This is a genomic window from Streptomyces sp. NPDC001093 (genome assembly GCF_040298985.1).
Classification (GTDB): domain Bacteria; phylum Actinomycetota; class Actinomycetes; order Streptomycetales; family Streptomycetaceae; genus Streptomyces.
This window is the reverse complement of sequence record NZ_JBEPBF010000030.1, coordinates 70,632-83,631: the sequence shown is the minus strand read 5'-3', so window position 1 is coordinate 83,631 and position 13,000 is coordinate 70,632. Positions and strand designations below refer to the sequence as shown.

Here is a 13,000-nt window from a genome sequence, read left to right as displayed (position 1 = left end):
ACCCCCCCGCCCGCCCCTGCCCCCGCGCCGCGCCCGTGGGCCGCCACCACGCGCCGGTGGCCGCGCGGCCGCCGCGCGCCGACGGCACCGGCTCCCCGTCCGGCCCCGACACGGCGTACCTGCTCCAGGAGATCCAGGCCGTGTCCCAAGCCCTCCGCCACCCCGACGAGATCACGGCGGTACGCGCCCGCGCGACCGCCCCGGCAGAGAGCGTGTCCGCGCATGAGTGAAGCCTCCTCCCCCGCCAGAATCGCCGTCGTGCTGGGGGGATCCCACACCGGCATGCTCGCGGCGCGCGCGCTCGCCGAGTCCGCCGACCGGGTCGTCGTCGTCGAGCGGGACGCCCTGCCCGAGGGCCCCGAACCCCGCAAGGGGCTGCCGCAGGCCCGGCACGCCCACATGCTGTGGTCGGGCGGGGTGCGGGCCGTGGAGGAGCTGCTGCCGGGCATCACCGACGCGCTGAAGGCCGCCGGGGGCCGCCGCCATCCGGTCACGACCGGCGTGGTGGCCCTCTCCGCGCAGGGCTGGTTCCGGCGCTGGCCCGAGTCCCACCACGTGATCCTGGCCGGCCGGGACCTGCTGGACGCGACGATCCGCGCACAGGTCCTCGCCGACGAGCGGATCGACCTCCTCGACGGCACCGAGGCGCTGGGCCTCACCGGCACCGGCGCCGCCGTCACCGGCGTACGGATCCGGGCGCGGGACGGCGCCGAGCGCACCCTTGCGGCCGGCTTCGTGGTCGACGCCACCGGGCGTGGCTCCCGGGCCGCGCGCTGGCTCGCGGACCTGGGGCTGCCCGCGCCGCGCATCCGCGAGGTCGACCCGGGCCTGGTCTACGCGAGCCGGCTCTTCCTCGCCCCCGAGGCGGCCCGGGAGGGCTTCCCGGTGGTCAACCTGCAGCTCGATCCGCGAGGCGAGGGTCCCGGCCGCTCCGGCTTCCTGCTCCCCATCGAGAACGGCCGCTGGATCGTCACCCTGCAGGGCACCCGGGGCGGCGAACCCACCGCCGCGAACGAGGAGTTCATCCCCTTCGCCCGGGAGAAGCTGCGGCATCCGCTGCTCGGTGAACTGCTGGAGCGCGCCGAGCCGCTGTCCGACGTGTCGGTCACCCGCGCCACGCTCAACCGCCGCCACTTCTACGAGCGCATGCCGGCCTGGCCCGAGAACCTCACCGTCCTCGGCGACGCGCTCGCCGTGTTCAACCCGGTCTACGGCCACGGGCTGTCCGTCGCCGCACAGAGCGCGGTGCGGCTCCGCCAGGTGATACGACGGCACGGCTGGGGCACGCCGGGGCTGGCGCGCCGTGTGCAGCGGGCGGTCGCCCGCCCGGTCCGCGCGGCCTGGGACCTCGCCCTCGGCCAGGACGTGTTCCACCCCGGCGCGACGGAGCACGGCCCCACTGTGCGGGACCGGCTCCTGTCCGCCTACGTCGACCGCCTGATGTACACCGCGACGGGCAACGGACGCATAGCGCGCCGGGTGACGGACGTGACGTCCCTGGAGCGCGGGGCGCAGGTGCTGCTGACCCCGGGCATGCTGCTCGCGGCGGCGGTGGGTCCGCTCCGACCCCCGTTGGCGGGACCGCCGCTGACCACGGAGGAGCGGAAGGCGGTGGGCGTGGTGTAGGCCGCGGGGGGATGCCCCCGGCCGCCGCCAGGCACGGTCAGCCCTGGAACGCCGGTTCGGGCAGGCCCCTGCCCGCCCCCGGAACCACCAGGAGCGAACCCGACAGCGGATGCGGAGCCGGCAGACCGGTCCGGGCCGTCGTGACGTACAGGTCGGTCAGGCCGGCACCGCCGAACGCGCAGGCCGTCGTGCGCGGGGTCGGCAGCGGGATCACCCGGTCCAGTCGGCCGCCCGGCGTATAGCGGCGCACCGCACCCCCGTCCCACAGCGCCACCCACACACAGCCCTCCGCGTCGACCGTCAGGCCGTCCGGGAAGCCCGCGCCCTCCTCGATCTCCACGAACGGGCGACGGGCGTGGACGTGCTCGCCGTCGTGGTCGAAGACGTCCACCCGGCGGGTGGGAGTGTCGACGTAGTACATGAGGCGGCCGTCGGGGCTCCAGCCCGTGCCGTTGCTGACCGTGGCGTCGGACAGGACCGTCCGAGCCGTGCCGTCGCCGGTCAGCCGGGTCAGCGTGCCCCCGCCCGGCGCCTCGTCGTAGCGCATGGTGCCCGCCCACAACGAGCCGTCGGGCGCCACCGCGGCCTCGTTGGCACGGCGGCCCGCGACCGGCTCGTGGTGCAGCCAGCGGAAGGTGTCGTCGGGGTCCAGCAGGCCGACGCCGTCCCGCAGGTTGAGGACCAGGCCGCCGCCCGCGCGGGGCTTGACCGCGCCCACGTGCTGCTCCGTCGTCCGCACCGTCCGCCGGCCCGTGGCCGGGTCGTAGGTGTGGACGCGCATGCCCAGGATGTCGAGCCATAGCAGCCGGCCCGTCGCCGGGTCCCAGGTCGGCCCCTCGCCCAGCTCCGCCTCCGCCCGTACGGCGACCTCGTACCCGGCGCTCACGCCGCGCCCCGGTGACCCAGCCGCTCCGACAGCTCGGCCGCGCCCTTCACCGCCAGCTGCTCCAGCTCGGTCCGGCGCTCGTCGCTCCAGCGGATCATGGGGACCGAGATGGACAGGGCCGCGACCACCTGCCCCGTGCGGTCGCGCACCGGTGCGGCCACGCAGCTCACGTCCGGGTTGGACTCGCGGCTCTCCACCGCGATGCCCCGCTGCCGGATCTCGGCGAGCGCCTCGCGCAGCGCGGCGGGGTCGGTGATGCTGTTGGGGGTCATCGCGGTCAGCTCCGCGTCGTCCGGGATCCGTGCCGTGAGCTCCTGCTCCGGCAGCGAGGCCAGCAGCATCTTGCCGACGGAGGTGCAGTGGGCCGGGAGCCGGCGGCCGGCGGCCGAGACCATGCGGACGGCGTGCGTGGAGTCGACCTTGGCGATGTAGATGACGTCCGTGCCCTCGAGGATCGCCACGTGGACCGTCTCGTCGCAGGTCTCGGCGACCGAGCGGGCCACCTGCTGGCCCTCGGCGGCGAGGTCGAGCTGCTCGGCGTAGCGGCTGCCGAGCTGGTACGGGCGTACGCCGAGCCGGTAGCGTCCTGGCTGTCCCGGCACCTGCACGATGTACGACCGTGCGGCGAGCGTGGTGACCAGCTCGTGCACGGTGGTGCGCGGCAGCTGGAGCCTGCGCACGATGTCGGGGGCGGAGAGCGTCCCGTCCCCGTCGAGGAACAGCTCAAGAATGTCCAGAGCCCGGGTCACGGCAGGCACGAGGCGTCCCACGTCCGGCCCCCTCCCTTGGGTCTAAGCGCCCGGTCGACACCTCGACACCGAGATGTTCGAGATATCAACAGGCGATCGGCATGACGAACACAGGCTAGTCATGGAGGGTGGCGCGGGCAATGGGCGTGACCAGGCCGGGCACCATGGGTGCCATGGATCTCGACTTCCAGCTGGTGCTGCTGCGCCGCATGGCCGACCACAACCCGGATCTGGTCGAGGACGCCCGGCACCGGCTCGGGGTGTCCATCGCCGAGATGCGGGAGACCAACAAGCGCTGGCAGGCGATGGTCCGCTCGCCGAGGGCCCGCTCCGCCGCCGCCCGGTACCGCTCGGTCCTGGGCGAGCCGGAATCCGTCCTCCCCCGCCGCCTCGGCGACGTCGACTGCGAGGCCCGGCGCTGGGCCCTGCCGCTCTGGCCCGACCTGCGCTTCGAGGTGCTGGTCGGGCCTGACGGGGCGGTGTGGAACGAGTGGCTGGTACGGGCGCCGGGCGCCCCCGCGCCGAAGCTGGAGACCTTGGACGACCTCGCTCCCTGGTCCTGCACGGTGGACGAGGCCGCCCGCGCCTTCGCCCCGGCCCGCCCGCTGGAGGGCACCGCGCCGACCCGCTGGGGCCTCGCCTTCACCGCGCCCGGCCCGGACGGTGTACGGCACGAGGTGGTCGCCGAGTTCACCTGGGGGCTGCTGCAGCGGACGGCCGTCCTAGACGGATAGCTCAGGCGTCGAAGGCCGTCGCCCGGGTGCGCTTCTCCCAGGCGGTGACCTCCTCGCGGACCTGATCGAGGTGGCCCAGGACCGCGCTCACGCCGTCGTCGCCGAGCGGCAGCCGCAGCGGGGTGTCCTCGGCCTCCAGCGCGGCCAGGATCAGGGCGGCCGCCTTGGCCGGGTCGCCGGGCTGGCTGCCGTGTCCGCCCGCGACGGCACCGCGGGTCTCACCGACCCTGGCGTACACCCCGGCGTCGGAGCTGGCCCCGGCCCGGTCGGCCTCGAACAGCGAGGTCCGGAACGCGCCCGGCTCGACGATCAGCACCTTGACGCCGTACTCCCGCACCTCGTCGGCGAGCGCCTCGGACAGGCCCTCCAGGGCGAACTTCGTCGCGCTGTACGCCCCGAAGCCCGCGAAGGACATCTGGCCGCCCATGCTGCTCATCTGCACGATCGCACCCGAGCGCCGCTCCCGCAGGTGGGGCAGCACCGCCCGGACGAGCGCCGCCGGGCCGAAGAAGTGCAGGTCGAACAGGTCGCGCAGCTCGGCGTCGGTGGTCTCCTCGACGGCGCCGACGTGGGTGCGGCCCGCGTTGTTGACCAGCACGTCGATCCGCCCGTGCCGGGCCACGACATCGCGGACCGCGGACTCGGCGGCGGTCACGTCGGTGACGTCCAGCCGCAAGGCCTCCACCTGGTCGGGATGGGCGGCCACCAGGTCGTCCAGGGCCTCGGGGCGCCGGGCCGCGCCGACCACCACGTCCCCGGCGGCGACGGCCGCCTCGGTGATCGCCCGCCCGAAACCGCTGCTCGCCCCGGTCACCAGCCAGACCTTGTTCATCAGAACTCCTCATGGATGTCGTCGGGTTCGACACGCACCACACTGCGGCCGCATGCCGTTGCCCGTCCAAGACCCTTGGTGATAACCAACGGCTATGACCATGGACGTCCACGGCCGCGATCTGCGCTACTTCGTCGCGGTCGCCGAGGAGCTGCACTTCACCCGCGCCGCCGAGCGGCTGTACGTCTCACAGCCCGCGCTGAGCAAGCAGATCCGGGCGCTGGAGCGGCAGTTGGGGACGGAGCTGCTGCGGCGCGACCGGCACGGGGTGGCGCTGACACCGGCGGGCGAGGCGCTGCTGCCGCACGCACGCGCCGTACTGTCCGCGTGGGAGGCGGGCGCTGCGGCCGTGGAGGCGGCCAAGGCCGCCCAGCGCAGCACGCTGGTCGTGGGCATGAGCACCAGTCCGGGCCGGGGCGGGCTGCTGCCGGCCATCCGCTCCCGCTTCACCGCCGCGCACCCGGAGACGACGGTCCGGCTGCGCCAGATGAGCTGGGCCGATCCGACGGCGGGCCTGGCGGACGGGACCGTGGACGTCGCCTTCGTGTGGCTGCCGCTGCCCGACGAGGAGCGCTACGCCTGGACGGTGGTCGCCGAGGAACCCCGGCTGCTCGCCCTTCCCGAGACACACCCGCTCGCCGCCCGTCCCGAGATCGACTTCGCCGAGCTGCTGGACGAGCCGTTCCTCGCCCTGCCCGAGAGCGCGGGCCGGCTCCGGGACCACTGGCTCGCCCTGGACGCCCGCGCGGGCCGGCCGCCCCGGATCGGCGCGGAGATCTCCGGGGCGGAGGAGACGTACGAAGCACTCGTCGCGGGCCTGGGCGTCTGCCTGGTGGCGGAGGGCAACGCCCCGCTGATCAGCCTGGGCGGCGTCACCACCCGCCGGGTCCGGGGCATCGGGCCGAGCCGCTATGCGCTGGCGTGGCGACGGGAGGACGGCAGCCGACCGCTGGTACGGGCGTACGCGGAGGCATGTCGAGAGACGGTGCGCTGAGCTAGGCCGCGGCCGCCAGCACCGCCTCCGCGACCCGCTCCAGCGACCCGGGATGCAGCCACAGGAACAGATTCGGCTCCACCAACTCCAGCTCCATCAGCCGGGGTTCGCCCTCCTCCCCGTCCACGAGATCCACCCGCGCGTACAGCAGCTCTGCACCACCGGGCACCACACCCAACGCCTTCTCGGCGACAGCCAGTTCGGCCTCCGTCGGCTGCCAGCGCTCCAGGTCGGGATGCGCCACCTTGTCCGCGTCGTACGGCGTGCCGGGCGCGAGGACGGCGCCCTTGCGGCTGGCGTGCAGCAGCCGGCCGCCGAAGAACTGCAGCGCCCGTTCCCCGCCGGCGTCGATGCCGCGCATATACGGCTGGACCATCGCGGTGAAGCCCTCGGCGTGCATCCGGGCGAGGTGCCGTACCGCCGTCTCGTGCCGGTCGGGCGTGTAGCGGGCGGCGAACCGGGCGCCGGCACCCGAGGTCGGCTTGATCACATACTCGCGGTCGTCGGGCAGGTCGGCCGGCTCGCCCGGCGCTATGTAGCGCGTGGGGACGGTGGGGACGCCGGCCGCCGCCAGCTCGCCGAGGTAGCGCTTGTCGGTGTTCCAGCGCACCACGGGCGCCGGATTGGCGAGCCGGGTCAGCGCGCCGACCCGGTCCACCCAGGCCCCGAACTCCGCGGCGCGCCAGCTGTAGTCCCAGGTGGAGCGGATGACGACGAGGTCGTAGCCGCCCCAGTCGGCGTCCGGGTCGTCCCAGTACCGCGCCTCCGCCTCGGCGCCCGCGTCCGTGAGCGCCCGTACCAGCTCCGGCAGGTCGGTGTCCTTGCCGGGCTCGGCGCCGGGGTCGTAGGTGGCGAGGGCGATGCGGGGCACGGCGGACTCCCTGTCGTACGGCGGTTCGGTCAACGGCGAGGCTAACAACCGCAGGGAACCGGAGCACCGCGGTTGACCTTCACCTTTGGTGAAGCCCCAGCATCGGTGGCGGAGGACGAGGAGCGCGAGGTGCTCATGGAGCTGCTGACGATCGGCGCCTTCGCGAGGGCGAGCCGGCTCTCGCCGAAGGCGTTGCGGCTGTACGACGAGCTGGAGTTGCTGCGGCCCGCCCGGGTCGACCCCGGCACCGGCTACCGCTACTACGCCGTCGAGCAGCTCCGGCAGGCCCGGCTCGTGGCCTGGCTGCGGCGGCTGGGCATGCCACTGGCCGAGATCCGCGCGGTGTGCGCCCTGGACCCGGCAGCCGCCGCGCGGGAGATCCGGGCGTACTGGGCGCGGGTCGAGGCGGAGACGGCCGTACGGCGGGATCTCGCCGCGTTCCTCGTGGACCAGCTGACCGACCAGTCGAGAAGGGACCACACCATCATGCTGGAACTGTGCTGTTCCGCCCACTCCGACCGCGGGCTCGTCCGCCCCGCCAACCAGGACACCGTGTACGCGGGCCGCAGACTGCTCGCCGTGGCCGACGGTTTCGGCCCGGCGGGGACGCCCGCGAGCAGCGCGGCGGTGGAGGCTCTGCGGTTCTTGGACGAGGCCGAGGAACTGCCCGCGGACGGTGTGCTGAGCGTGCTGGAGGACGCGGTGCGCTCCGCGGACGCGGCGGTGTGCGATGTGGCCGAGGGCACCGAGGAGGTCGGCACCACGCTGACGGCGCTGCTGTGGACGGGGGCGCGACTCGCGCTGGCCCACATCGGCGACTCACGGGCGTACCTGCTGCGGGACGGGGACTTGATCCGCATGACCCGGGACCACCGGGTGGAGCCGGAGTCGCTGCTGCTGCTCAAGGCCCTGGCCGGCGGGATGGACCCGGTGCCGGACGTGCGCCTGCAGGAGGTCCGGGAGGGGGACCGGTATCTGCTGTGCTCCGACGGGCTGACCGGGGTGGTGCCGGACGCCCGGATACGGGAGGCGCTGCGCACGTCCTCCGCACCGGGCGACGCCGTGGTAGCGCTCATCACGGCGGCCAACGAGGCGGGTGGCCCCGACAACGTCAGCTGCGTGGTCGCCGACATCGTGGCGGCGGCCGCCTGAGGCAGGGCGGGACTGCGGCCCACCGCGCCCGCAGCCGCAAACGGTGAGGGCCGGCAGGCGGCCGGCCGCCGGTGCGCGTGGCCGAGTTGCGGCTCGCGGCGGACTTGAGCGCGGTCGTCGGGGCCGGGCTCCTGGTGTAGGAAGGGTGGCGACGGTCGACCGACAGTTAGGAGTGCGCCGCGTGTCCTCCCTCTTCCCCGCTGTGACGGGCGGTCCGGGCGAGCGCATCGCCCTGCGGTTCGGCGAACGGTCGCTGACGTACGGCGAGCTGGCCGGGGCCGCCGGTGCGCTCGCCGCCCGGCTGCGCGGTGCCGGCCGGGTGGCCGTGTGGGCCACTCCGGAGCTGGAGACCGCCGTCGCCGTGACGGGCGTGCTGCTCGCCGGGGCGGCCGCGGTGCCGCTGAACCCGAAGTCGGGCGAGAAGGAACTCGCGCACATCCTCTCCGACAGCGCGCCGAAGCTGGTGCTGGCCGCGCCGGGCACCCAACTCCCCGACGTGCTGGGCGAGTTGGAGCGGATCGATGTCGACGCGTCCGCCCGGACCGGCGCCGTACCGGAGGAGGCGGCCACCGACGGGGACCCGGCGCTGATCGTCTACACCTCCGGCACCACCGGCCCGCCCAAGGGTGCCGTCCTGCCCCGCCGGGCCCTCGCGACCACCCTGGACGCGCTCGCCGAGGCCTGGCAGTGGACGGCGGACGATGTGCTGGTGCAGGGGCTGCCGCTGTTCCATGTGCACGGGCTCGTGCTGGGCGTCCTCGGCCCGCTGCGGCGCGGCGGCAGCGTCCGGCACCTGGGCCGGTTCTCCACCGAGGGCGTGGCGCGGGAGCTGAACGCCGGCGCGACCATGCTGTTCGGCGTGCCGACGATGTACCACCGCATCGCCGAGGCCCTGCCGGGCGACCCGCAGCTGGCCGCCGCCCTCGGGCGGGCCCGGCTGCTGGTCTCCGGCTCGGCCGCGCTGCCCGTGCACGACCACGAGCGGATCGCGGCGGCGACCGGGCGCCGGGTGATCGAGCGGTACGGCATGACGGAGACGCTGATGAACACCAGCGTGCGGGCCGACGGGGAGCCGCGGGCGGGCACCGTGGGCGTGCCGCTGCCCGGTGTCGAGCTGCGGCTCGTGGAGGAGGACGGGACGCCGATCACCGCGTACGACGGGGAGAGCGTCGGAGAGATCCAGGTGCGCGGGCCGAACCTGTTCACCGGGTATCTGAACCGGCCCGACGCCACGGCCGCCGCGTTCACCGCCGACGGGTTCTTCCGCACCGGTGACATGGCCGTCCGAGAGCCCGACGGCTATGTGCGGATCGTCGGGCGCAAGGCCACGGACCTGATCAAGAGCGGCGGGTACAAGATCGGGGCCGGTGAGATCGAGAACGCGCTGCTGGAGCACCCGGGAGTGCGGGAGGCGGCCGTCACCGGGGAGCCGGACGCGGACCTGGGCGAGCGGATCGTCGCCTGGATCGTCCCGGCGGATCCGCAGGCGCCGCCCGCCGCCGAGGAGTTGGCCGACCACGTGGCCCGTCGCCTCGCCCCGCACAAGCGCCCCCGTGTCGTCCGCTATCTGGACGCGCTCCCCCGCAACGACATGGGGAAGATCATGAAGCGGGCGCTGGCCGATGTCTGAGCGCCACTCGGCCCGGGAGATCCTGGCCCTGGTCGCGGACCCGGGCAGCTTCAGTGAACTCCCATATGTTGTAAGGGAGTTGACGTCCGACGCACCCCTCGGCTGGCAGGGCTACGACGCCTCGCGCGCCCGTGCCGCCGAACGCACCGGCGAAGAGGAGTCGGTCGTCTGCGGCACCGCGAGCGTCGAGGGCACCCCGGCCGTGCTGATCGCCTTCGAGTTCGGCTTCCTGGGCGGCTCCCTGGGCGAGCGCACCGGAGACCGGCTGGAGGCGGCGTACGGCCATGCCCGAGCGCACCGGTTGCCGGTCGTGCCCCTCATCGCGACCGGGGGCAGCCGGATGCAGGAGGGCATGCTCGCGCTGAGCCAACTCCAGCGCGTGGCCCGGCAGTCGGCGCTCACCCGGGAGTCCGGGCTGCCGCAGATCGCGGTGCTGCGGGACCCGACGACCGGCGGCGGCTGGGCCACGCTCGGCGCCGGAGCGGACGTCGTCCTGGCCCTGCCGGGCGCCCAGGTGGGCTTCGCGGGTTCCCGGGTCCGGCCCGCCGACGCCGACCCGGCGGCCTACACCGCCGAGGGGCAGGCGGCAGTGGGCTCGGCGGACGCGGTGGTACGGCCCGAGGAGCTGCGGGAGACGCTGGGACAGTGGCTCCGGCTGCTCACCACCCCCGCGCAGGAGGCCCCCGTGCCACCGGCCCTCGGCATCGCCGGCCTGCCCGCCACCGGCTGGGAGGCCGTCCGCCGGGCACGCTCCCCCGAACGCCCGCGCGCACAGGCGTACCTGGACGCCTGTTTCACTCACCGCCGCGAGATCAGCGGCGACCGGTGCGGGGGTACGGACACCGGCGGCATGCTGTGCGGGTTCGGTGAGCACAACGGCCGTACCGTCGCGTTCGCCGCGCAGACCGGAACCGCGACCCGGCCCGCCGGGTACCGCACCGCCGCCCGGCTGATCCGGCTCGCGGACCGGCTGGGCATCCCGGTGCTGACGCTGGTGGACACCCCGGGCGCCGCCAACGACGCGGAGGCGGAGCGGCAGGGGGCCGGCGCGGCCATCGCGGAGGTCTTCGGGGCGGTGGCGTCCGCCCGGGTCCCGATCACCACCCTGGTCATCGGCGAGGGCGGCTCCGGCGGGGCCCTGGCGCTGGCCGCACCGGGCAACACCTGGGCCACGCCGGACAGTTACTTCTCGGTGATCGCCCCGGAACTGGCGGCCGCCATACTCAAACGGCCGAAGGACGACGTGGAGGCGACCGCCGAGCAGCTGCGGATCCGGCCGCAGGACCTGGTGGAGCTGGGGGTGATCAGAGGGATCGTGCACCACCCCACCGAGTCCTTGTCGTCGTAGGCCGAGGCCCGTAGCGAGCGGACAGGTTCAGTCGCCTTCCGTCACAATGGAGTTGGCGGATGAGGGAGAGCACGGGGGGCTGACCATGAGCAGACTGGTGGAGTTCACCACGGAGGACGGTGCCGTGGTCGTGGTGGAGACCGCGGACCCGGCGGGCGGCACCCGCCTCGTCTCCCGCGGTGACGGACCGGCCGCCCAGGCCACCCGCACCTTCGAGGGCGCCCTGGACAGCGTGCGCGCGGCGGCCCACTCCGCCCTGCGTGTCCTCCGGGACGGCGCTCTGCGCCCGGACTCCGTGCAACTGGAGTTCGCCGTGAAGCTGACCGCCGAGGCGGGCGCCGTGATCGCCAAGGGCGCGGCGGAGGGACAGCTGGTGGTGCGGCTGGGGTGGTCGGCGGAGCGTCCGGCGGTGGAGCAGCGGACGGAGCCGGTCTCGGCGGACGCGTCGGACACCTCGGCGGTGAGCGGCTCGGAGCCGGCGTCACGGTCATGAGAGGTGCTTCCTGGCACGCCCGCATTGAGTGCGCGGGCACGGTGGCCGGCGCGGGCTTCCTGGTGACTCCCACCACCGTGCTGACCTGCGCGCATGTCGTGCGGGACAGTGAGCCGGGGACGCTGACGGTGTCGTTCCCGCAGCGTCCTGACCTCGGCGGGCTGCCCGCGACGGTGGCCGTGCACGGCGGCTGGCGGGGCGGTGCCACCGACCCCGGCGACCTGGCCGTCCTCGAACTGGCCCGGGACGTGCCGCTGGCTCCGGCCCGGTTCGCCCCGCTGGACGCCGAACCGGCGCTGCCGGAGCTGGCGTTGGAGGCGTACGGCTTCCCCGAGGGTTACGACGAGGGGCAGCTCGCCTGGTACCGGGCACGGTCCGCCACGCGTATAGCGGGCGAGTGGGTGCAGCTGGAGGCCATGACCGGGCACGGGCAGCCGCTGACGCACGGCTTCAGCGGCGCCGCGGCGGCCCTGCCCGACGGCCGGGTGGTCGGCATGGTCGCGCAGGTGGCCGGCGAGCCCGGCGTGCTGGTCGCCCGCATGCTGCCCACCGAGGTGCTGGCCCGGCACTGGCCCGCGCTCGGGGAGCTGGTCCCGGCGCACCAGGGCGCAGGCGATCCGGCGCGGCGGGTGTACGAGCTGGTGCGGCGGGCCGAGGGCACCGGTCTCGTCTGCTCACCGGACCAGCTGTTCGTGGACGCCGTCGGCGACTTCGGTCCGCCGCTGCCGCCGGGCGGCTTCCCCTCGCTGCGGGCGGCGGCCGGCTATGTGCAGTGGGAGGTCGAGGGGCCGGCGGAGGCGCTCACCCGGTTCGCCGACCGGCTCACGGAACTGCTGGAGGGGCCCGGCCCGGCCGCACCGGCACCGGCCGGCTCCGCCTGGGCGCCCATCCTGGTCGAGATCGACCGCAGCGGAGCCGGTCCCGACCAGGTCACGGTCGCGGTGTCGGCGTACCGCGACGGACGCCGGCGGCCCGTGGGCACGGTCCGGTTGCCGCGCGCCGAGGTGCAGGCCCACGTGCAACGGGGTATCGACCGAGCCTTCGCCGAACTCTCCTTCGGTGCCGACGAGTTGCTGGCCTTCGCGCTGCCGCGCGAGCTGCTGAACCTGCCGGTGGCGCACTGGGCGTGCAGCGCGGACGACCCCACGCCGCTCGGCTGTTCCCACCCGGTGGTCGTCACCGACCGCTCCCGGCACCACAGCGCCCGGCTGCGCCACCAGCTCGGCAAGCAGTGGCGGAAGCTGGACGCGGGCGGGAAGCCGGCGCTCCATCGCGTGGACTGCGACACCCCGGCCCTGGGTCTACGCAAACGCTTGCGCGAGCAGGAGGCGGGCCTGGCGGGCTTCGCCGCCCCGCCCACCACCGTACCCGGGCACTTCGACGCCGGCCTGAACATGCCCGTTCCCGTGCTGCTGTGGCCGCGCGAGGGCTGTCCCGGTGCCGCCGCACACACCGCACCGTGCACCGGTACGGCGTTCCTGGACGCCCTCGCCCCGCACGTGGAGGGCGTCCACCCGGCCGAACTGCCGAGACGGATCCAGCTGCTGCGGGAGGAGGCGGAGGAGGAGCCCGCACTGCACTGGGCGAGGGAGGTCCAGCTGCTGTGGGACGACCCGCGCTGCTTCCCCGAACCCGCCGCCAGCCTGCACACCCCCGTGGCCTGAGCCGACCGAGAAGGACCGCAT

Annotated in this window: 12 protein-coding genes and 1 pseudogene; 9 read left to right on the top strand and 4 right to left on the bottom strand. The window is 74.7% G+C overall.

From position 1 onward, the window contains the following. Together ABT288_RS17820 and ABT288_RS17815 are read left to right on the top strand one after the other, a co-directional pair. A pseudogene (locus ABT288_RS17820) lies at positions 1 to 230 on the top strand (hypothetical protein); the annotation flags it as partial. Then, a complete protein-coding gene (locus tag ABT288_RS17815) occupies positions 223 to 1,626 on the top strand; it encodes an FAD-dependent oxidoreductase (RefSeq protein WP_351608271.1) in 1,404 nt (467 codons plus the stop codon). The pseudogene ABT288_RS17820 and the gene ABT288_RS17815, both read left to right, overlap by 8 nt. 37 nt (positions 1,627 to 1,663) lie before the next feature. On the opposite strand, the gene ABT288_RS17810 is transcribed toward ABT288_RS17815, so the two are convergent. Both ABT288_RS17810 and ABT288_RS17805 read right to left on the bottom strand, forming a co-directional pair. Then, positions 1,664 to 2,512 (bottom strand): SMP-30/gluconolactonase/LRE family protein, encoded by an 849-nt coding sequence (locus tag ABT288_RS17810; protein WP_351608269.1) that lies wholly within the window; start codon positions 2,510 to 2,512, stop codon positions 1,664 to 1,666. Further along, complete coding sequence (locus tag ABT288_RS17805) at positions 2,509 to 3,282, bottom strand: IclR family transcriptional regulator (RefSeq protein WP_351608267.1); 774 nt, start codon at positions 3,280 to 3,282, stop codon at positions 2,509 to 2,511. The genes ABT288_RS17810 and ABT288_RS17805 overlap by 4 nt, the downstream gene beginning before the upstream one ends. A gap of 152 nt (positions 3,283 to 3,434) precedes the next feature. Between ABT288_RS17805 and ABT288_RS17800 the strand changes: the two genes are divergently transcribed. Continuing rightward, on the top strand, positions 3,435 to 3,995 hold the full coding sequence (locus ABT288_RS17800) for a hypothetical protein (protein WP_351608264.1): 561 nt from the start codon (positions 3,435 to 3,437) through the stop codon (positions 3,993 to 3,995). Between the two features lies 1 nt (position 3,996). Here the strand turns inward: ABT288_RS17800 and ABT288_RS17795 are convergent, their stop codons facing one another. Then, complete coding sequence (locus tag ABT288_RS17795) at positions 3,997 to 4,827, bottom strand: oxidoreductase (protein WP_351608261.1); 831 nt, start codon at positions 4,825 to 4,827, stop codon at positions 3,997 to 3,999. Between the two features lie 94 nt (positions 4,828 to 4,921). Between ABT288_RS17795 and ABT288_RS17790 the strand changes: the two genes are divergently transcribed. After that, positions 4,922 to 5,821 (top strand): LysR family transcriptional regulator, encoded by a 900-nt coding sequence (locus ABT288_RS17790; RefSeq protein WP_351608259.1) that lies wholly within the window; start codon positions 4,922 to 4,924, stop codon positions 5,819 to 5,821. 1 nt (position 5,822) lies between these two features. Here ABT288_RS17790 and ABT288_RS17785 read toward each other — a convergent pair whose 3' ends face one another. Continuing rightward, entirely contained in the window at positions 5,823 to 6,692 is an 870-nt protein-coding gene (locus tag ABT288_RS17785; protein WP_351608256.1) for an ATP-grasp domain-containing protein, read from the bottom strand. Positions 6,693 to 6,827: 135 nt separating this feature from the next. Between ABT288_RS17785 and ABT288_RS17780 the strand changes: the two genes are divergently transcribed. The 5 genes from ABT288_RS17780 (at position 6,828) to ABT288_RS17760 (ending at position 12,979) form a co-directional block, all read left to right on the top strand. Then, positions 6,828 to 7,844, top strand: coding sequence for a MerR family transcriptional regulator (locus ABT288_RS17780; protein WP_351608282.1), 1,017 nt, complete (start codon positions 6,828 to 6,830; stop codon positions 7,842 to 7,844). A 181-nt stretch (positions 7,845 to 8,025) separates the two neighbouring features. Then, positions 8,026 to 9,474, top strand: coding sequence for an acyl-CoA synthetase (locus ABT288_RS17775; RefSeq protein ID WP_351608253.1), 1,449 nt, complete (start codon positions 8,026 to 8,028; stop codon positions 9,472 to 9,474). Beyond that, entirely contained in the window at positions 9,467 to 10,822 is a 1,356-nt protein-coding gene (locus ABT288_RS17770; RefSeq protein ID WP_351608250.1) for a carboxyl transferase domain-containing protein, read from the top strand. The genes ABT288_RS17775 and ABT288_RS17770 overlap by 8 nt, the downstream gene beginning before the upstream one ends. A gap of 85 nt (positions 10,823 to 10,907) precedes the next feature. Further along, entirely contained in the window at positions 10,908 to 11,315 is a 408-nt protein-coding gene (locus ABT288_RS17765) for a CU044_2847 family protein (RefSeq protein WP_351608247.1), read from the top strand. Beyond that, entirely contained in the window at positions 11,312 to 12,979 is a 1,668-nt protein-coding gene (locus tag ABT288_RS17760) for a VMAP-C domain-containing protein (protein WP_351608245.1), read from the top strand. The genes ABT288_RS17765 and ABT288_RS17760 overlap by 4 nt, the downstream gene beginning before the upstream one ends. The last annotated feature ends 21 nt before the right edge of the window (positions 12,980 to 13,000 follow it).